The sequence below is a fragment of the Thermodesulfovibrio sp. genome (assembly GCF_049969575.1).
Lineage (GTDB): Bacteria > Nitrospirota > Thermodesulfovibrionia > Thermodesulfovibrionales > Thermodesulfovibrionaceae > Thermodesulfovibrio > Thermodesulfovibrio obliviosus.
Window position 1 is genome coordinate 36,645 of record NZ_JBMFOO010000004.1, and the last position, 19,045, is coordinate 55,689.

The 19,045-nt window shown below is 35.3% G+C and carries 26 protein-coding genes; 12 read left to right on the top strand and 14 right to left on the bottom strand.

What is annotated here, in order from left to right; genetic code table 11:
• Positions 1-26 precede the first annotated feature (26 nt).
• From ACP5O9_RS02050 to ACP5O9_RS02065, 4 genes are read left to right on the top strand one after another with little or no spacing between them, the layout of a single operon-like run.
• A complete protein-coding gene (locus tag ACP5O9_RS02050) occupies positions 27-980 on the top strand; it encodes a peptidylprolyl isomerase (RefSeq protein ID WP_424904889.1) in 954 nt (317 codons plus the stop codon).
• A 3-nt stretch (positions 981-983) separates the two neighbouring features.
• Positions 984-1,721: a pseudouridine synthase gene (locus tag ACP5O9_RS02055; RefSeq protein WP_428723350.1), complete on the top strand. Its 738-nt coding sequence runs from the start codon at positions 984-986 to the stop codon at positions 1,719-1,721.
• 9 nt (positions 1,722-1,730) lie between these two features.
• Positions 1,731-2,903, top strand: a complete 1,173-nt coding sequence (truD, locus tag ACP5O9_RS02060) for a tRNA pseudouridine(13) synthase TruD (RefSeq protein ID WP_428723351.1) — start codon at positions 1,731-1,733, stop codon at positions 2,901-2,903.
• Positions 2,904-2,911: 8 nt separating this feature from the next.
• Positions 2,912-3,328: a DNA polymerase ligase N-terminal domain-containing protein gene (locus ACP5O9_RS02065; protein WP_353685848.1), complete on the top strand. Its 417-nt coding sequence runs from the start codon at positions 2,912-2,914 to the stop codon at positions 3,326-3,328.
• Here ACP5O9_RS02065 and hslO read toward each other — a convergent pair.
• The 5 genes from hslO to greA are packed head-to-tail and all read right to left on the bottom strand — an operon-like array spanning position 3,315 to position 7,042.
• Entirely contained in the window at positions 3,315-4,178 is an 864-nt protein-coding gene (hslO, locus tag ACP5O9_RS02070; protein WP_353685847.1) for an Hsp33 family molecular chaperone HslO, read from the bottom strand. The two genes, ACP5O9_RS02065 and hslO, sit on opposite strands and share 14 nt — an antisense overlap.
• Complete coding sequence (locus ACP5O9_RS02075) at positions 4,171-4,953, bottom strand: SAM hydrolase/SAM-dependent halogenase family protein (RefSeq protein WP_353685846.1); 783 nt, start codon at positions 4,951-4,953, stop codon at positions 4,171-4,173. Before ACP5O9_RS02075 ends, hslO begins: the two co-directional genes overlap by 8 nt.
• On the bottom strand, positions 4,925-5,833 hold the full coding sequence (locus ACP5O9_RS02080; RefSeq protein WP_428723363.1) for a dihydroorotate dehydrogenase: 909 nt from the start codon (positions 5,831-5,833) through the stop codon (positions 4,925-4,927). The genes ACP5O9_RS02075 and ACP5O9_RS02080 overlap by 29 nt, the downstream gene beginning before the upstream one ends.
• Positions 5,833-6,576, bottom strand: coding sequence for a dihydroorotate dehydrogenase electron transfer subunit (locus tag ACP5O9_RS02085; protein ID WP_428723352.1), 744 nt, complete (start codon positions 6,574-6,576; stop codon positions 5,833-5,835). Before ACP5O9_RS02085 ends, ACP5O9_RS02080 begins: the two co-directional genes overlap by 1 nt.
• On the bottom strand, positions 6,569-7,042 hold the full coding sequence (gene greA, locus ACP5O9_RS02090) for a transcription elongation factor GreA (protein ID WP_353685844.1): 474 nt from the start codon (positions 7,040-7,042) through the stop codon (positions 6,569-6,571). The genes ACP5O9_RS02085 and greA overlap by 8 nt, the downstream gene beginning before the upstream one ends.
• Before the next feature lie 215 nt (positions 7,043-7,257).
• Between greA and ACP5O9_RS02095 the strand changes: the two genes are divergently transcribed.
• Positions 7,258-7,830 (top strand): DJ-1/PfpI family protein, encoded by a 573-nt coding sequence (locus ACP5O9_RS02095; RefSeq protein WP_353685843.1) that lies wholly within the window; start codon positions 7,258-7,260, stop codon positions 7,828-7,830.
• 16 nt (positions 7,831-7,846) lie between these two features.
• Here the strand turns inward: ACP5O9_RS02095 and ACP5O9_RS02100 are convergent, their stop codons facing one another.
• From ACP5O9_RS02100 to xerC, 7 genes are read right to left on the bottom strand one after another with little or no spacing between them, the layout of a single operon-like run.
• Entirely contained in the window at positions 7,847-8,182 is a 336-nt protein-coding gene (locus tag ACP5O9_RS02100; RefSeq protein WP_353685842.1) for a cupin domain-containing protein, read from the bottom strand.
• A gap of 14 nt (positions 8,183-8,196) precedes the next feature.
• Positions 8,197-9,366 (bottom strand): 23S rRNA (uracil(1939)-C(5))-methyltransferase RlmD, encoded by a 1,170-nt coding sequence (rlmD, locus tag ACP5O9_RS02105; RefSeq protein ID WP_428723353.1) that lies wholly within the window; start codon positions 9,364-9,366, stop codon positions 8,197-8,199.
• A complete protein-coding gene (locus tag ACP5O9_RS02110; protein ID WP_428723354.1) occupies positions 9,363-9,947 on the bottom strand; it encodes an FmdE family protein in 585 nt (194 codons plus the stop codon). The genes rlmD and ACP5O9_RS02110 overlap by 4 nt, the downstream gene beginning before the upstream one ends.
• Positions 9,937-10,584, bottom strand: a complete 648-nt coding sequence (locus tag ACP5O9_RS02115; protein ID WP_353685839.1) for a septal ring lytic transglycosylase RlpA family protein — start codon at positions 10,582-10,584, stop codon at positions 9,937-9,939. The genes ACP5O9_RS02110 and ACP5O9_RS02115 overlap by 11 nt, the downstream gene beginning before the upstream one ends.
• Positions 10,585-10,597: 13 nt before the next feature.
• A complete protein-coding gene (gene hslU, locus ACP5O9_RS02120; protein WP_424904909.1) occupies positions 10,598-11,947 on the bottom strand; it encodes an ATP-dependent protease ATPase subunit HslU in 1,350 nt (449 codons plus the stop codon).
• Complete coding sequence (gene hslV / locus ACP5O9_RS02125) at positions 11,938-12,471, bottom strand: ATP-dependent protease subunit HslV (RefSeq protein WP_428723355.1); 534 nt, start codon at positions 12,469-12,471, stop codon at positions 11,938-11,940. The genes hslU and hslV overlap by 10 nt, the downstream gene beginning before the upstream one ends.
• A complete protein-coding gene (gene xerC / locus ACP5O9_RS02130) occupies positions 12,472-13,380 on the bottom strand; it encodes a tyrosine recombinase XerC (RefSeq protein ID WP_353685837.1) in 909 nt (302 codons plus the stop codon).
• 126 nt (positions 13,381-13,506) lie between these two features.
• Here xerC and ACP5O9_RS02135 point away from each other — a divergent pair, with 126 nt between their 5' ends.
• The 7 genes from ACP5O9_RS02135 to tadA are packed head-to-tail and all read left to right on the top strand — an operon-like array spanning position 13,507 to position 17,363.
• A complete protein-coding gene (locus tag ACP5O9_RS02135) occupies positions 13,507-14,601 on the top strand; it encodes an inositol-3-phosphate synthase (protein ID WP_428723356.1) in 1,095 nt (364 codons plus the stop codon).
• A 1-nt stretch (position 14,602) separates the two neighbouring features.
• Positions 14,603-15,178 carry a CDP-alcohol phosphatidyltransferase family protein gene (locus ACP5O9_RS02140; protein WP_424904896.1) on the top strand — a complete coding sequence of 192 codons (576 nt, stop codon included), beginning with the start codon at positions 14,603-14,605 and terminating at the stop codon, positions 15,176-15,178.
• 36 nt (positions 15,179-15,214) lie between these two features.
• A complete protein-coding gene (locus ACP5O9_RS02145; RefSeq protein ID WP_428723357.1) occupies positions 15,215-15,622 on the top strand; it encodes a DUF948 domain-containing protein in 408 nt (135 codons plus the stop codon).
• A gap of 2 nt (positions 15,623-15,624) precedes the next feature.
• A complete protein-coding gene (locus ACP5O9_RS02150) occupies positions 15,625-15,942 on the top strand; it encodes a YtxH domain-containing protein (protein WP_353685833.1) in 318 nt (105 codons plus the stop codon).
• On the top strand, positions 15,942-16,298 hold the full coding sequence (gene hypA, locus ACP5O9_RS02155; protein WP_353685832.1) for a hydrogenase maturation nickel metallochaperone HypA: 357 nt from the start codon (positions 15,942-15,944) through the stop codon (positions 16,296-16,298). Before ACP5O9_RS02150 ends, hypA begins: the two co-directional genes overlap by 1 nt.
• Entirely contained in the window at positions 16,288-16,932 is a 645-nt protein-coding gene (hypB, locus tag ACP5O9_RS02160) for a hydrogenase nickel incorporation protein HypB (RefSeq protein WP_353685831.1), read from the top strand. Before hypA ends, hypB begins: the two co-directional genes overlap by 11 nt.
• Positions 16,899-17,363, top strand: coding sequence for a nucleoside deaminase (tadA, locus tag ACP5O9_RS02165; RefSeq protein ID WP_428723358.1), 465 nt, complete (start codon positions 16,899-16,901; stop codon positions 17,361-17,363). Before hypB ends, tadA begins: the two co-directional genes overlap by 34 nt.
• Here tadA and glyA read toward each other — a convergent pair.
• Positions 17,357-18,595 (bottom strand): serine hydroxymethyltransferase, encoded by a 1,239-nt coding sequence (glyA, locus tag ACP5O9_RS02170; RefSeq protein ID WP_353685829.1) that lies wholly within the window; start codon positions 18,593-18,595, stop codon positions 17,357-17,359. The two genes, tadA and glyA, sit on opposite strands and share 7 nt — an antisense overlap.
• Positions 18,592-19,044, bottom strand: a complete 453-nt coding sequence (gene rpiB, locus ACP5O9_RS02175; RefSeq protein ID WP_353685828.1) for a ribose 5-phosphate isomerase B — start codon at positions 19,042-19,044, stop codon at positions 18,592-18,594. Before rpiB ends, glyA begins: the two co-directional genes overlap by 4 nt.
• Position 19,045: the final 1 nt, after the last annotated feature.

The following is a 19,045-nucleotide window of genomic DNA, read 5'->3' on the forward strand; positions in this document are numbered from 1 at the left end:
ATTTAAGGGTTAAGGAGGAGTTAAAATTGCTCAAATTTTTTGTTTTTTTTATTTTATCACTGATTTTCTTAATTGAATCAGGCTGGGCAGAGGAAAATAAATTTTTTGTTGACAAAATAGTAGCTGTGGTTAATAAAGAAGTTATTACATGGAGTGAACTTTACAAATTTATGGAGTTCAATGCAAAGGATGATTTTAAAGCATTAAATCCCGATGAAAAATTCAAATACTTCAAAGCTCATGAGGAAGAATTCCTTGAAAAACTTATTGATACAAAACTTCAGATTGAGGAAGCAGAAAGATATGGAATTTTTGTTAGTGATAGTGAGATAGAGGGAGCAATAAATGATATAAAGAAAAAATACAATCTCACTGATGAAGGTTTCATAGAAACCCTTAAAAAGGAAGGTATGACCCTTAATGATTACAAAAAGATGCTTAAGGAACAGATAATAATTGGGCGAGCATTGAACTCTCTTGTAAGGAGCAAAATCGTTGTTACTGATGCTGAGATAAATGGATACATCAAAGCTCATCCTGAATTAAGTTGTGTTGATGATGGATACTATGTTAGTCAGATAGTTATCAAAAAAAGAGAAAATACAGAGGAATTGAAGGCAAAAATCAATGAAATTTTTAAAAGACTTATTCAGGGAGAATCCTTTAGCAAAGTTGCCTCTCAGCTGAGTGAGGATGTATCAGCCAAATTAGGAGGAGCAATCGGTCTTTTGAAAAAAAATGAAATTGCCCCAGAACTTTCGAACCTTTTTTCAAAAATGAGCGTAGGGCAGATAAGCGAACCAATGATGACAGAGCATGGAGTTTTTATTTTTAAGCTTGATGGAGTCTGTTTCAGCAAAGGCTCGCAAGAGCTTGTAAATTATGTAAGAAATCTTTTAGAAGATGAAAAATTCAAAAAGGAATATAAACTCTGGATAAGAGGACTTCGTCAGAGAGCTTATATTGAAATTATGGATTAGTCTATGATGCAGCGATTGCAAAAAATTCTTTCTGACTTTGGAATTGCCTCCAGAAGAAAAGCAGAAGAATTAATTAAAGAAGGAAGAGTTACTGTAAATGGTCAGATTGCTCAACTTGGACAGAAGGCAGATCCTGAAAAAGACTACATAAAGGTTGATGGAAAACTTCTCATAAGACCTGAGCCAAAAGTTTATTATGCCTTTTACAAGCCGAGAAAAGTAATAACTTCACTAATTGATCCCCAGGGAAGACTAACAATAAAAAATTTTTTAAAAGGTATTAAATTCAAGGTTTATCCAGTTGGAAGGCTTGACTATGACTCTGAAGGTTTACTAATTCTTACCAATGATGGAGAGCTTGCATATCGTGTAATGCATCCAAGTTCAGAGATTGAAAAAACCTATCTGGTAAAAGTTGATGGAATAATTGAACCTGAAACAATTGAAAAACTGAGAAAAGGTATAAAAATTGAGGGAAAACTTGCAATTCCTGTGAGTGTCAATTTTATCAAAAAACTTAAGGCAAACTCCTGGATTAAAATCACACTTCATGAAGGAAGAAAAAGACAGATTCGTAAAATGCTTGAAAGAGTAGGACATCCTGTGATAAGACTTATAAGAATTTCCATTGACGGTATTAAATTAGGAGAACTTAAACCAGGTGAGTACCGGGCATTGACAAAAGAGGAAATAGAGGAATTAAAAAAGAAAGCTGGGTTAAACAAAAAGGCTCAAAAATAAAATTAAAAAATGACGTATAAAATTAAAGTAAAACCTGAAGACTTCATTGTAAAAGAGATAAGTTCAATACCATTGAAAGAAGAAGGTCCATACAATGTTTTTATTTTAAAGAAGATAGGATGGAATACCTTTGATCTATTAAAAAAAATTGCACGAAAGTTGAAAATTCCCCTGGACAACATCTCCTATGGTGGTAAAAAAGACAGACACGGCATTACAGAACAGTTTATAACAATAAAGAATCTGCCTCGTAAAATTGATTTAAAAGAAGACCATTTTGAACTCAAACATGTTGGATTTTCAGACCAACCAATGACTCCACTGCTGATTGATTACAATGTGTTTAAACTAACTGTAAGAGCAATATCAGAAAAAATGATTGATCTTATCATCCCACGCATAGAAAAAGTTAAAACACAAGGATTTATAAACTACTTTGATGATCAGCGTTTTGGAAGCTATGATCCAGATCAGGGATTTATTGCTGAAAAAATCGTTAAAGGTCACTACAATGGTGCACTCAAAATTTATCTTACTCACATATATCCTGAAGATAAAAAATTAGCAAAGGAAAGAAAAAGAAAGATTTTTGAAAACTGGGGAAACTGGAGTATCTGCCTGAGCTTAGCAAAAACAAAGTTTGAAAAATTTACATTCACATATCTTAAAGAGCATCCAAAGGATTATATTTTGCCCTTGCAAAAAATTCCAAAAGAAGAAATGTCAATGTTTTTTGCTGCCTATCAAAGCTTTATCTGGAATGAAACAGTAAGAAGGCTTATAAAAAGGTTATTACCTCCGGAGAATCTCCTTTATCATAAAGGAATCGCGGGAAAATACATATTTTTTGATGAAATTGATGACAAAAATTTCGAATATTTTAAGAACCTGGAAATTCCTTTAGCTTCTTCAAAAACAGAAATATCAGATACTGTTGTTAAAGAAATATACAATGAGATACTTTCAGAAAGGCAGATAAGACCTGCACAGTTTAATCTTAAAAAAATAAGGCAGTCATTTTTTAAATCAGTTCTCAGAGTAGTTCTTGTTATTCCGAAGATACAGTATAAAATTGAAGATGATGAAGTTTACCAAGGTAAAAAGAAACTCATTCTCGGATTTATTCTTCCAAGAGGCTCCTATGCCACAATGGTTATTAAAAGAATTTTTGCGAAGAAATAGGAGGGGGCATGCCTTATTTTGTTGTCCATGAGCATCATGCAAAAAAGCTTCACTTTGATTTAAGACTTGAAAAGGATGGAGTACTCAAATCATGGGCAATTCCAAAAGGTCCTTCAATGAATCCTCAGCAGAAGCGTCTTGCAATTCAGGTGGAAGATCATCCACTGGAGTATGGTAATTTTGAAGGTGTTATTCCTGAAGGGCAGTATGGAGCTGGAGAAGTCTATATCTGGGATAAAGGCAGTTACAGCACTGTAAAAGGCTCTCCTGAAGAGGGGCAGTGGGAGATTTTTATGGAAGGTGAGATTCTAAAAGGAAACTTTGTTCTGGTGAAACTTAAAGGAAAATCAGATGAGTGGCTTTTTATTAAGAAAAAGGACAGATTTGCTGATTATAATTTTAAACTGAAACTTAAATCTCCCTGAGAAGACTCTGTAATTCCTCTACTGTTACCTTATATTTTTTCTTACAGAAATAGCATTCAACCTCAACTGTTTCACCTTCATCAATCATTTTTTGAATTTCTTCTCTTCCAAGAGTAACAATTGCACTGATAACTCTATCTTTTGTACATGGACAGAAGTATGCCACAGTGCCTCTATGAATAACCTCAATGGGAAGTCCTACGGCTTCTTCAAGAATTTTTAGACAATCCATTCCCTGCAGTATCATTGATGAAACTGATGGAGTTTGAGAAAGCTTTCTTTCAAGAAAATCAATTATCTCAACTTTTGTTTCAGGCATTGTCTGAATCATAAATCCACCTGCAGCCTTAACTGAATTGTCTGGTTCTACATAAACTCCAAGAGAGACTGCTGAAGGAATCTGTTCAGAAACATTCAAATAATAGGCAAGGTCTCTTGCAATCTCACCTGTTTGAAGTGCCACACTGCTTTGGTAGTATTCTCTTAACCCGAGGTCTCTTATTACATTTAAAAAACCTTTACCTATTGCTCTTCCCACATCAATTTTTTCATTTTTCAATCCCATATAAATATGAGGTCTTTTAACATAGGCACGAACTCTGTAAAGAAAGTCTGCCTCAGCAACAACCTCTTTAAGCGGTCCGTCACCCTTTATCTGAATCATTACTTTTTGTCTGTCCTTAAGTGTTGATGCTAAAAGAAGACTTCCCGCAATAACCCTTCCCATAGCTGCAGTTGCTGTGGGCCAGGTATCATGAATTTTTCTTGCATACTCAACTGTTTCTGTGCAGATCGTTGCTACAACTAAAACATGCTCATCCTTTATTAATCCCTTTACAACTTCATCCATCTAAAAAAGCCTCCACAGTCTGTTTTTTCTCTAAGTTTAGAGTTTCTTTAGCATTACCCATGTAAATGAATATCTCAATAAATCCATCACTGTTTATAACAGCTGCAGGTTTATGGGGATACTGTGAATAAAAGCTTACCACTGGAAGTATTAACTCCTTAATTTTTATTTGTCTTATTTTTTTACCTTCTGGTTTTATATTGGTTATCGCATTACCGAATCTGTCAATATAAACTATTTTACCGACAATTTTATCATCAGATTTTTCAGTATCATAAAGAGTTTTGAAGACTTTAATATCCTTTGCAGGGCTTCCAAATTCATTTATTTCAATACCCTTTGAAAGCCATGCAGCAGTCGGGGCAAAAACATCTCTACCCTGAAAAGTAGGACTTTTTCTTAAAAAATACCTTTCATTTTCAATGCACACGGCATAAAAAGGCTCTTTTAAAACATAACTGAGAATACCATTATCAGGTGCAACAAAATAGTGCCCCTGTGATTTCACTATTAAAGCTTTTCTCTGCGAGCCAACTTCTGGATCAACAACTGCTATGTGAATGCTTCCTTCAGGGAAATAATGGAAACTTTCATACAGAACAAAAGCAGCATCTTCAACTGCCTGAGGTTCAATTTCATGAGTAATATCAACTATTTTTGCATGGGGATTTATACTTAAAATAACTCCCTTCATCTGACCGACAAAAGGATCTTTTAGAGCAAAATCTGTTAAAAGCGTAATTATTTTACTGGATAAAGCTTCCGATGATTTCATTTATATCTTTTATTTTTTCTGCAATCAAAAATTGTTTAATTCCTTCAATTATTTCTATTGTTGACTGAGGATTTATAAAATTAGCTGTTCCCACTTGAATAGCTCTTGCTCCTACAATTAAAAACTGTAATGCATCCTCTGCAGTAACAATTCCTCCTATTCCAATTACTGGAATTTTAATAGCCTGTGAAGCTTCCCATACTGCTCTTAATGCTATGGGCTTTATTGCAGGACCTGAAAGACCTCCTGTAGAGGTTCCTAACATACTTCTACGTGTTTTTATATCAATAACCATTGCAGGAAATGTATTAATCAGAGAAACAGCATCTGCACCTTCATCCTCACAGATTTTTGCCATTAAAGCAACATCTCCTTGAGGACTGAGTTTTACAATTAGTGTTTTTTTTGTACTGGCTCTAACTTCCTTTACAGCTTTTTTCAACAGCTGTGGTTCCAGTCCCATTCTTCTCCATTTACTGTCTTTGTTAGGGCATGAAACATTCATCTCAAGAGCATTAATCTCTTCCAGGGAATCAAGTAAACGAGCCATTTCAATGTATTCATTAAGATCTTCACCGAAAAAATTAACTATTATGTTAGTATTAAACTTTTTCAAAAATGGAAGTTTTTCTTTCTTAAATGCTTCAAAGCCTATGTTTTGTAGCCCGATTGAGTTAATCATTCCGCATGCAGTCTCATAAATTCTTGGGGGAGGATTTCCCTGTTTTGGCTGTAGTGAAAGCCCTTTTACAACAATTCCGCCTAAAAGATTGAGATCGACAAACTGAGAATACTCAAGTCCGTATCCAAAGGTGCCAGAAGCTGTTAAAACAGGATTTTTAAAAGTAACATTACCTATTTTAACCTCTAAGGATGGCATCATAACAAAAGCTCCTTAATCTCAAAAACAGGTCCATCCGTGCAAACTCTTTTAAATCCCTGCTTTGTTGCTATTACACAGCCAAGGCATGCACCAACTCCGCAAGCCATTCTCTCCTCTGTAGCTACATAACATGGTTGGGCTTCGTTAACTATCTTTTTAAGTTCTTTTATCATTACCATAGGTCCGCAGGCATAAATGGGTAAGGATAAATTTTTGCCTTTTTCTTTAAATAGCTCTGTAACAACACCTCTGTATGTATATGATGTTTCTTTTTCAGTTGAAATATAAACATGCTTTGCAAACTCCTTTAACTCTTCATAAAAGAGTATCTCATTTTCATTTCTTACTCCGTAAAAAAGATGTGCCTTTTTAGGAAATTTTTTAATCAGATAATAAACTGAAGCAAGCCCGATTCCTCCTGCAATTACTATAAAATCTCCCTGAGGGAAAGGATACCATTTTCCAAACGGACCTGTAATAGTTAGCTGGTCTTTTTTAAGTTGACTCAGTATCTTTGTTCCCTTTCCTTTTACTCTGTATAAAAATTTGATTTCACCCGGTACATGGTCAAAAATGCTAAAAGGTCTTCCAAGAAGGGGATCAAGTCTCTCATTTAATCTAAGAATGCAGAACTGTCCTGGTTTTGTTTCAATACTCTCAGGAAATTCAAGGGATAGTAAATAAATTTCCTCTGTAAGTGCTTCGTTACTTATTATTTTTGACTTAAATAGCTTATTCAAAGCTTATAGAGATAATTTCATAATTAATTGTTCTTGCAGGAGCCTTTATGGTAACCTGATCGCCAACTTCCTTCCCTATTAAAGCTTTTCCTACAGGTGAAGTAATTGAAATTTTTCCGTTTTTTACATCTGCTTCATCAGGACCAACAAGATGAAACTCTTTTTCTTCATCTGTATCAAGATCAACCACTTTTACTTTTGCACCAAAGGCAACTTTGTTTTGATTTATCTTTGCTGGCTCAATTACATAGGCACGGGAAAGCTTTGCCTGAAGTTCTTGAATTCTTCCTTCAATAAATGATTGCTTTTCACGAGCAGCATGATACTCAGCATTTTCTGATAAATCGCCGTGAGCACGGGCTTCTGCAATTGCCTTTATTATTGCAGGACGCTCAATTTTTATTAGTCTGTCAAGCTCACTTTTCAGTTTTTCATAACCCTCAGGGGTCATAGGAATTCTATCCATCTTTTAAGAGTCCTCCATCAGTGTTCATTCTTCTTTATTTAATGTAGCAAAATTATAACATTTCAGTAAAGTTTCTAAGATTGTCTCTGTTTTGATGAAAGTTTTCAACATACCTTTTTAAGCCAACAGGCTAAGAAAATATAAAGAAATAAAAAACTTAAGGAGATTTCAGGTAATTGACAGAGTCCATTAAATTTTGATATTCTTTATCAATAATGAAAAAATTTTTTATAGGATTTTTACTTCTCTGCATTCTAATTAATCTCGCTTTAGCTGAAAAGAGTAAAATTATTCTTATGATTATTGCCTCACAAAACTTCAGAGATGAAGAACTTTTAAAGCCCAAGGAAATTTTTGAAAAAAAAGGATTTAAAGTTACAATCGCTTCGTCTTCCTTGCATACTGCTACAGGAATGCTTGGAGCAAAAGTTAAACCAGATTTATTGATTAATAATGTGAATATTAAAAATTATGATGCAGTTGTATTTGTTGGTGGAACAGGTGCAACTGAATATTTCAATAATTCTGTAGCATTAAAAATTGCTCAGGAAGCGGTAAAACAAAACAAAGTAGTAGCAGCTATATGCATTGCACCAAGAATCTTAGCTGAAGCAGGTGTTCTTCAAAATAGAAAAGCTACTGTCTGGAGTTCAGAGGCTTCTGCTTTAAAAGCAAAAGGAGCAATATATACAGGACAGGATGTTACAGTAGATGGGAAAATTGTTACTGCATCCGGTCCTCATGCAGCAGAAGCTTTTGCAATAGCAATACTAAAGCTTCTTAAATAATTCCGGTGTTAAAATTCTACCATAAGCCCGGAGCGTGAACAACATAGCATTTTAAGGGTGTTTTAGCCTTAAGTCCGTGCAGTTCCTTACTGCCAATGGCTATGATATCATCTTTTCTTACTGCTTGCCATGCATTGTTTATATACATCTGGCCTTCACCCTCAATTATAAAGATGCTGTCTACTTCTTTTTCATGTGTGTGCAAAGGGATTTCAACTCCTGAATCGAGTTCAAGTATTATGATGCTTAATTCAGGGTGTTTGTCCTTTGTAACTACATAACCAACTTTTACTCCATTAAATTTAGGATGGGGATTCATCTGAACTTCACTTAAATTGATTTTTAATGCCATACCAAATTCCTCCTTTATTCAATTTTCATTAAAGCTACATTTTCAATATGATATGTCTGGGGAAACATGTCAACTGGTTGAACTTCTATAAGTTTGTATCCCTTTTGTCCTAAATATTTCAAGTCTCTTGCAAGGGTGGAAGGTTCGCAGGATACATAGATTATTTTTTTAATTCTTTTTTCCGAAATGGCTTCAAGGACTTCTTTCATACATCCAACTCTTGGTGGATCAAGAACTATAGCATCTGCATCAATGCTGTGTTCATATAAAGCTTCTTCAGTTTTTTTGCACAGATATATGATGTTGTCAAAGTTTTTAATGTTTATCTGAGCATCTTTACATGCAGACCGACTCTCTTCAATGGCAATCACTCTTTTTGCTTTTTTTGCTAAAAACACAGTAAATGTGCCAACTCCAGCGTAAGCATCTATGATTACTCTGTCATCTCCATCTATGTATTTTAGGACTGTTTCAATAAGTTTTTCAGCCTGGTAGGTATTTACCTGAAAGAATGAAGGTGCTGATATGAGAAATTCATGCCCCAAAAGTTTTTCAGTATAATTTTTCTGTCCTGTTTCAATTTCTTCAGTATCCATTTCAGGTTGAACAAGCCACTGCCCAGTGTTTACTCCATATCGTATTGTAACATTATGGGTTTTCCTCTTTGGTGTTTTACCCTGAAGAACATTAAGAATTTCATTTATTTTTTGATGCATCAGGTGACAGTAATCTACATGAATAAATTTATGACTTGCTCGCATTTTAAATCCCAGGAGTTTTTGCCTATTTATTGAGAAATCAGCTCTGTTACGGTAATTATAGGGATAGTCTGCTTTTATTGTGAGAAGGGTGAATTCTTCAGGATTTTCAAAACCTCCAATTCTTTTAAGCTGCTCCATCACAACAATTTCTTTCAATTTTATTTGATAGCTGTATGTCACATGCTGAAAACTACAGCCGCCACACACTCCAAAAAGTTTACACGGAGGGTCTTCTCTAAAAAATGAAGGTTCAACTAAATCAACAATCTCTGCTCTTAGATAATCACCTTCATCTTTTATTATCTTTGCTTTTACAGTTTCTCCAGGAATTCCATATGGAACAAATACCACTTTGCCATCATACTTACCAATTGCTTCACCAAGATGGGCGATTCCAGTAAGATGAATTTCTATCTCCTTCATAACATCTCCTCAAAGCAGGGGATGCAGAGAATTTTCCCATTAAGTATTCTTGCTTTTGCCTCTGCAACTTTTTCTCCACAGTTTGCACATCTCAAACTTTTAAAAATTCTTGCCTGCTTTGGTGGATTAATCTTTGGATAGGTAATTTTAAGAATTTCCTCTTTTTTTGCATTGAGAATCTGTTTTATTTTCTCTGCCTTTCTTTTATTGATGAATTCAACAACCTCAGTGGAGCTGTCTCCCTGCATAAATCTCTGCCATAGTGCTTTTTCATTTTCAGTTTCCTTGAATTCAAAATCAATTGAGATTCTTACAGCTTTGCCTGTTTTTCTGTCAAAAAATGTGTAAACCTGTTTCCCATAATCTCTGAATATGAGATTTCCTTTACCAAAGGTGCATCCTGTAATAACTTGAATGGCATCAACAGCACAGGAATCATTTTCCACAATGCATACAATTTCTTCATCATGTGAGCGGTCTTGGACTCCGAGTTCTTCCAGCGCTGCAGTGGCAACTCTATATCCAAGGGCAAGCCCGGGGCAGCTATGTCCGTGAAATTTTACTACATCTTCAAATTTCATCTTTTCCTCCTGTAAAATTGGTGATAATCACCTTATATCCTTCTTGTCCCATTAATTTTGCTAAATTGTATGCTTCATCATAGTTTGTAAACTTTCCAACTCTGACTCTATAAAAGGTTTCTCCTCTTAGCACTACTTTATTTATATAAACATTTTGATATTTAAGGTTCAAAGCCTGCTTTAATCTCATTGCATTTTCAATTTCACGAAAAGCACCTACCTGAATTGTTAATGTTCCATAAACAGGAGTATATTTTACATATCTTACATAGCTCATGTCTCTTCCAACAGGTTGTATTAAGACTTCTGCTGTGCCTGGTCCGATTAAACCAACTTTTTTTGCCGATGCATAGGACAAGTCAAGGTCTCTTCCCGGGATAAAAGGTCCTCTATCATTAACAGTGCACACAACTTCTTTACTGTTTTGAAGGTTTACAACTCTCAGCCTTGTTCCAAAAGGATATTCTCTATGTGCACAGGTGTAATCATACATGTTGTATATTTGTCCTGATGCTGTTGGTCTTCCGTGAAACTCTGCTCCATACCAGGATGCAACTACTTTCCGTGTTCCCTCTGGAACATACTCTATTTGAGGAGGCTTTTGAGGAGCGCATGAACACAGTATCAGTAACAGCATTAATATTTTTAACTTATAATATGTATCTGCTGAGGTCTTCACTTTTGATTATTTCACTCAGTTTTTCTCTAACAAATTTTGCATCAATCACGATTTTCTGCCCGCTAAGTTCTGAAGCATTAAAAGATATATCTTCAAGAAGTTTTTCCATTACAGTATGAAGCCTTCTTGCTCCAATGTTTTCTGTTTTTTCATTTACCTGCTGGGCTATTTCTGCAATTTCTTCAATTCCATCACTGGTAAACTCAAGATGCACATTTTCTGTTGCCAAAAGGGCAATGTATTGCTTTATAAGTGCATTGTCAGGTTCTGTAAGAATTCTTACAAATTCCTCTTTACCAAGAGAGCTGAGCTCAACCCTTATTGGAAATCTTCCCTGCAATTCAGGTATAAGGTCAGATGGTTTTGCCACATGGAAAGCTCCAGCTGCAATAAAAAGAATATGGTCTGTTTTTACAGGTCCATATTTTGTTGTGACTGTGGAACCTTCAACAATTGGAAGAAGGTCTCTTTGAACACCTTCCCTGGATACATCAGGACCATAGGAGCTTCCACGAGATGCAATTTTGTCAATTTCATCAATAAAGACGATTCCTGTTTGTTCAACTCTTTCAATTGCCTCCTTTGTTACCTTCTCCATATCAATAAGTTTATTTGCCTCTTCCTGAGTGAATAAATGAAGGGCTTCTGAAATTTTTACCTTCTTTCTTTTTACACGCTCTGGAAGAAAACTGCCAAGCATTTCTTTAAGGTTTATTTCTATCTCTTCCATAGCAACATTTGATATAATGCCGAAAGGCACAACTTTCTCTTTTAAATCAATCTCAATGTAACGGTCATCAAGAACTCCTTCTCTCAGTTGTTTTCTTAGTTTTTCCCTTGTTTCTTTATACCTTGTTTTTTCTTCTGCTGCTTCATTCATCTCTCTTGAGTATCTTGGCTGAGGTAAAAGTATATCAAGAACTCTTTCTTCTGCCATCTGTTTAGCTTTTTCTTGAACTCTTTGTGTGTGTTCCTGTTTTACCATGTTCATTGCAACTTCTGTAAGATCTCTGATTATTGATTCAACATCTCTTCCCACATATCCTACTTCTGTAAATTTTGATGCCTCAACCTTTATAAATGGAGCATTTACAAGTCTTGCAAGTCTTCTTGCAATTTCAGTTTTTCCAACTCCTGTAGGTCCTATCATGAGAATGTTTTTGGGCAAAACTTCATCTCTCAGCTCCTTTGGAAGCCTTTGTCTGCGAAATCTGTTTCTTAAGGCAATTGCAACAGCTTTTTTTGCCTCAACTTGTCCAATAATGAATTTATCAAGCTCTTCAACTATTTTCTTAGGCGTAAGATTTTCCATCAGCTTAATTCCTCCATTATGATTTGATTGTTTGTATAAATGCAGATTTTTGAAGCAATTTCCATTGCTTTTATAGCAATTTCCTTTGCATTAAGTTCAGTATTCTCATAAAGTGCCTTTGCTGCTGCGTAAGCATAGGGACCTCCAGAGCCTATGGCTGCTACAGGGTCTTCTGGTTCTATAACATCGCCATTTCCGGAAATAATTAGGATGTGCTGTCTGTCTGCTACAATTAACAATGCTTCAAGCCTTCTAAGGATCCTATCAGTTCTCCAGTCCTTTGCAAGCTCAACAGCAGCCCTTAGCAGATTCCCTTTGTATGTTTCAAGCTTGCCTTCAAATCTCTCAAAAAGTGTGAAAGCATCTGCAGTTGAGCCTGCAAAACCTGTGAGAACCTGACCATTGTATAGTTTTCTTATTTTTTTTGCATTATGTTTTAGTACAGTATTTCCCATTGTAACCTGTCCATCAGAGGCAATAACAACTGAGTCATTCTTTCTTATGCATAATACTGTTGTTCCATGTAAATTCATTTATTCCTCCTTTTTTGAAAGTGGGTGAGCTTTATCATATACATCCATCAGATGTTTTAGATCAACATGGGTATAAATCTGGGTTGTTGAAAGAGATGCATGACCAAGTAATTCTTGTATTACTCTTAAGTCAGCACCTTCCATTAAGAGATGGCTTGCAAAGGTATGTCTTAATGTATGAGGCCCAATTTTTTCAAGAACTCCTATGATTTTTGCATATTTTTCAACAATTCTTCTTACCTGCCTGTCAGAAATTCTTTTACCCCGATTGTTTATAAAAAGTGGAGCTTCCTCAGCTGAAAGCTTTTTCTTAATTCGTAAAATTTGTCTCATTGCAAGATATTTTTTCAATGCTTCCTTTGCTTTCTGTCCAACAGGGACAATTCTTTCTTTCTTTCCTTTTCCCCTTACTTTTATTAATCCTTCTTTTAAATCTATATCCTCTATGTTTAATCCGCAAAGCTCGCTTACTCTTATTCCACTTCCATAAAAAAGTTCAAGGATTGCTCTGTCTCTTTGCGATATAAATTTGTCTTCCTGAGGTGCTTCAACAAGCTTAAAAGCATCATCAACTGTGAGAAATTTTGGTAGAGCTCTTTTTGTTTTAACTGAGGGAACAACTCTTGCAGGATTGATTTTTATTATTCCTTCAGAGTAAAGATAAGAAAAAAATGATCTCAATGTGGAAAGTTTTCTTGCTACCGTTGTTTTTGATCTGCCTTTTAATATCTGCTCTGAAATAAAACCTCTGATTGTAACGGGTTCAACCTGCTCAGGCTCTGTCTTAGCAAAGTTAAAAAACTCTTCCAAATCCTTTTTGTAAGCTCTGATGGTATGGATAGAGTCTCCTTTTTGAAGTCTTATATAATTTAAAAAATCATTTATGCAAGATTCGGTTTTATTCATCATTTAAAAAATATTGTAAAATCCAATGATAAATTAAATCAACAGTTTAATTCTTGACATAAAGGCATTTATTAGTTTATAAAAATTTGTTTTAACATTTTTTTTACAAGTTAAAGACAGGAGATTGAAATGGGTAAAATAAAAATTGCTATTGTTGGAGTAGGTAATTGTGCAAGTGCTTTAATTCAAGGAATTGAATACTATAAAACATATTCTGGAACTGATGTTCCCGGTCTTATGCATTTTAATTTAGGAGGTTATGTCCCAGGAGATATAGAAGTTGTAGCAGCATTTGATATAGATGAAAGAAAGGTAAATAAACCTCTCAGGGAAGCTGTATTTGCTAAGCCAAATTGCACAAAAATATTTTATCCAGACCTGCCTGATTATCCTGTAAAAGTATGTATGGGTCCTGTTCTTGATGGAGTTGCTGAACACATGAATAATTATCCAGAAGAAAAAAGATTTATTCCAGCAAAAGCAGAACCAGTAGATGTTGTTAAGGTTCTGAAACAATCAGGTGCTGAGATAATGGTAAGTTATTTACCTGTTGGCTCAGAAAAGGCAACTTGTTTTTATGCTCAGGCAGCTCTGGATGCAGGCATTGCTTTTATAAACTGCATTCCTGTTTTTATTGCCTCTGATGATGAATGGATCAAAAAATTTGAAAGCAAAAATATTCCAATAATTGGTGATGACATAAAAAGCCAGATTGGTGCAACAATTGTTCATAGAGTCCTTACAAAGCTATGCATGGACAGAGGAGTAAAAATAACAAATACCTACCAACTTAATGTTGGGGGTAACACTGATTTTCTCAATATGCTTAACAGAGAAAGGCTTGCTTCAAAAAAGATTTCAAAAACAGAGGCTGTAACAAGTCAGATTTCTCACGAGATTACCAATGAGCATGTTCACATTGGACCTTCTGATTATATTCCATGGTTAAATGACAATAAAATATGCTTTTTAAGAATTGAAGGTGAAATTTTTGGAAATGTTCCGATTAATCTTGAATTAAGGCTTTCTGTAGAGGATTCTCCTAACAGTGCAGGTGTTGTAATTGATGCAATAAGATGCTGTAAATTAGCCCTTGATAGAAAAATTGGTGGGTTGCTCATATCAGCATCTGCTTACTTTATGAAACATCCAAGAGTTCAATATCCTGACGAAGTGGCAAGAACTATGTTGGAGGAGTTTATAGAAGGCAAGAGGGAACGATAACTTGCTCAGTGAAAAATTCAGTCATTTTTTAGACAAACCATTAACACCTTTAGCAAAAGCCTTACCTGTTAATCCAAATGTTATTACTTTTATAGGAATGCTTATTACATCATCATCAGGATTTATAATCCCCTTTAATCTCTTTCTGGGAGGAATTTTTATACTTGCTGGAGGAGCCTTTGACCTTATTGATGGAATAGTTGCCAGAGTTAATGGAAGAGCAACCAGATTTGGTGCACTTCTTGACTCTACCTTTGATAGAATTGCCGATGGATTTATATTTCTCGGAATATCGTGGTATTTTTTCAGACTTAATGACGAGGTTGCTTTTATTGTTACTGTATTATGTATGATAGCCTCTTTTTTAATATCATATGTCCGAGCAAGGGCAGAGGCAGTAGGAGCATGCTGCAGTGTAGGCATAATAGAAAGGCCTGAAAGACTGATTTCCCTCGCTTTTGGATGTTTAACAGGCTTGCTTTATCCTGTATTGGTTATTCTTACAATTCTTAGCTGGATAACAGTAATTCAAAGAATTTTTTATGCCAGAAAGCAGATTAAAAATTTGCTCCAGTAATGGCTAAAATGTTATCCTTTAAAAAAGGAGGGAAAAATGAATGAGACTCTAATAATTCTGTTGAGCATTGGATATTTTCTTGCTACAGTGAGTCTGATTTCTGCACTTATTTTTCTTATTGTGGTAGCAATTGAATTAAGAAGAGGTATAAATGCTATCAAAGAATTTATCAATTCAACAAAAACGAAGTTAGATCCTGCAATTTTAGAGACTGAGAAGATTATTCAGGGTGTAAAGAGTTCTGTTGATGATGTAAATGAAGTGACCCGCAAGGTGAGAGAACTTTCAGAAGCTATAGAAAAATTGAGTTTTATTATTTCTGAAGTTTTAACAACTGTTCAAAAGCTAAAGAGTTCGGTTTCTTTAAGAACCAGTGCATTGAAAACAGCAGCAACTGTGGCAGCTAATGTTTTTTTAGAAAACTTAAAGAAAGGAGGTAAATAAAAATGGATGAGGAAAGAGGTTTTAGTGCAAAATCAGTATTTTTATCCTTTTTGCTTGGTGGTATTGTAGGAGCAGGCCTGGCTTTGATTTTAGCTCCACAGTCAGGAAGGGAAACAAGAACTAAGATTAAAGAGACAGCAGAAGATGTAAAGGAAAAGGCAACTTCCTATATAAAGGAAGCCAAAGAAAAGATAGCTTCAACTCTTGATAAAGCTAAAGAAACTCTTGAAGAGAAAAAATCAGCTATTACAAAAGCAGTTGAAGCAGGGAAAGAAGTTTATGAAAAGGAACTTTCCAAAGATAAGGAGCAAGAAAGCTGATGCATGAGGCATCCATTGCCTATGAATTGCTCAATATTGCAGTGAATGAGTGTTCTAAAAATGGATACAGTAAGATAGAGACAATAAAAGTTGTAGTAGGCAGAGCAACAGGCGTAATGACTGATGCTCTGCTTTTCGCCTTTAATGTCCTAAAAGAAGACACAATTGCAAAGAATGCCACACTGATAATTGAGGAACTTCCTGTGAGAGGAGTTTGTAAGGACTGTGGGAAAGAGTTTGAAAGTAACGAAAATTATATTATTTTTGAATGCCCATACTGTGGCAGTTTCTCAATAAATTTGATTTCAGGTAAAGAACTTAATATAACTGAAATGGAGGTCAGTGATGAAAGTTAAGTTGACAACAAAAATTCTTGATGCAAATGAGAGAATAGCAGAAGAAAACAAAAAAATGTTTAAAGAAGCAGGGGTTTATGTAATAAATCTCATGAGTTCTCCTGGTGCGGGGAAAACTTCTTTACTTGAGAGAACAATTGCAGCAATCAAGGATAAAGTAAGAGTTGGTGTTATTGAAGGTGATATAACAGGAACTCGAGATGCTGAAAGAATTGATCGCCTTGGTGTTCCTGTTGTTCAAATCAATACAGAAGGTGCGTGCCATCTTGATGCAAACATGATAGCTGATGCAGCTAAAGAGCTACCACTTAAAGATCTGGATGTTTTATTTATTGAAAATGTGGGAAATCTCGTATGTCCTGCAGAATTTAAAGTTGGAGAAGATGTTAAAGTAATGATTTTGAGTCTTACTGAGGGAGATGACAAACCTCTTAAATATCCTCTCATGTTTCAGGAATCCTCTGTTTTGATTATTAACAAAATTGACCTCAGAGATTTACTTGATGTAAGCATTGATAAAATCAAAAAGGATGCCCAATTTCTCAATCCAAATATAAAGATATTTGAAGTATCATGCAAAACAGGGCAGGGTATTGATGAGTGGACGAACTGGCTTCTGACGAATATTTCATGAAGGAAGCGTTAAAAGAAGCGGAAAAGGCATATGCATTAGGTGAAGTTCCTGTTGGTGCTGTTATTGTTTTGAATGGTGAAATTGTTGCAAGAGCTCATAACATAAAAGAAACAACCCATGATCCTACTGCCCATGCAGAAATGCTGGCAATCAAGCAGGCAGCAAATGTTTTTGGTGCATGGAGACTTACAGAGGCAACTCTTTATGTAACAAAAGAGCCATGTATAATGTGTTCTGGTGCTATAGTTCATGCAAGAATAAAAAGAGTTGTCTATGGATGTAGTGATCCAAAAGGTGGAGGAGCCGTAAGTTTATACAGAATTCTTCAGGATCCAAGACTAAATCATCAGGTTGAAATCACATCAGGCATTCTTGAAGAAGAATGCCGTGCTGTTTTGCAGAGATTTTTTAAGGAATTGAGAAATCAATAAATTGGAAATCTTTTACAGAGCCTCTCTACCCTTTTTTTCATGTCTTTTATTACTGATTCATTCTTGATGTTTTTTATGATTTTTTCAATAATTTCAGCAATTTCTTCCATTTCTTCTTCTCCCATTCCTCTTGTTGTTACACATGGAGTGCCTATTCTTATACCAGAAGTAACTGTTGGAGGCTTTGTGTCAAAGGGAATGGTGTTCTTATTTACAGTTATACCAGCTTTATCAAGAGCTTCTTCAGCTTCTTTCCCTGTAATGTTAAAATTAGTAAGGTCAACAAGCATCAAATGGTTGTCTGTTCCATCAGAGACTAATTTAAAATCTCTTCTTTTTAATGCCTCTGCAAGGGTTTTTGCATTTTTTACAACTTTTTTCTGATATTCTTTAAATTCCTCTGTTAGAGCTTCTTTAAAGGCAACAGCTTTAGCTGCAATTACATGAACAAGGGGACCACCCTGAATCCCTGGGAAAACTGCTTTATCAATAGCTTTTGCATAATCAGCTTTACACATAACAATACCGCCTCTTGGTCCTCTAAGAGTTTTATGAGTTGTTGTTGTTATAAAATCAGAATAGGGAACAGGAGAAGGATGAATTCCTGTAGCAACCAGTCCAGCTATATGAGCAATGTCTGCCATCAAGTAGGCATTCACTTCTTTTGCTATTTCAGCAAATGCTTTAAAATCAATAATTCTTGGATATGCACTCGCACCAGTGATAATTATTTTAGGTTTATGTTCATGAGCAAGTTTGCGAACTTCCTCCATGTCAATGTAACCAGTGTCTTTATTTACTCCATAAAATACGGTTTTATAAAGTTTTCCTGTAAAATTTACAGCTGAACCATGGGATAAATGTCCACCATGAGGAAGACTCATTCCCATTATTGTGTCTCCAGGTTGAAGCATAGCAAAATAAACAGCCATGTTTGCCTGTGTGCCAGAGTGGGGTTGAACATTTACATGCTGAGCATTAAAAAGTTGCTTACATCTTTCTTGAGCAAGTCTTTCAACCTCATCAGCATATTCGCAACCTCCATAATATCTTCTGCCAGGATATCCTTCAGCATATTTATTTGTAAAAAGACAGCCCTGAGCTTCCATAACCGCTTTACTTGCATAATTTTCTGAAGCAATCATAAGGATTTTGTTGTTTTCTCTCTTTTTTTCCTTAAGTATTAATGAATAAATTTCGGGATCAGTGTCTTTTAAAGATTTCCATTTCATTTATCAAGAACCTTCCTTTCTATAAGATTTATTTTTTCAAGCCTTCTTATGTGTCTTCCACCTTCAAAAGAAGTGTTAAACCAGACATTTACTATTTCCATTGCAAGGTCTTTTCCTACAACTCTTCCGCCAATGCAGAGAATGTTGGCATCATTGTGAAGTCTTGACATCTTTGCTGTAAAAAGATCGTTACAGAGAGCTGCTCGGACATTTTTAAACTTATTTGCAACAATTGACATGCCTATACCAGTGCCACATATCAGAATTCCCCTTTCAACAGCACCCTCAGATACAGCTTTTGCAACAGCCTCTGCATAGTCTGGATAATCAACAGAGCATGAGGAGCCTGTGCCCATATCAACAACTTCGTATCCTATGTTTTTCAGCATATGGGAGACAGTTTCTTTTAATTCAAAACCTGCATGATCAGACCCAATCGCAACCTTCATG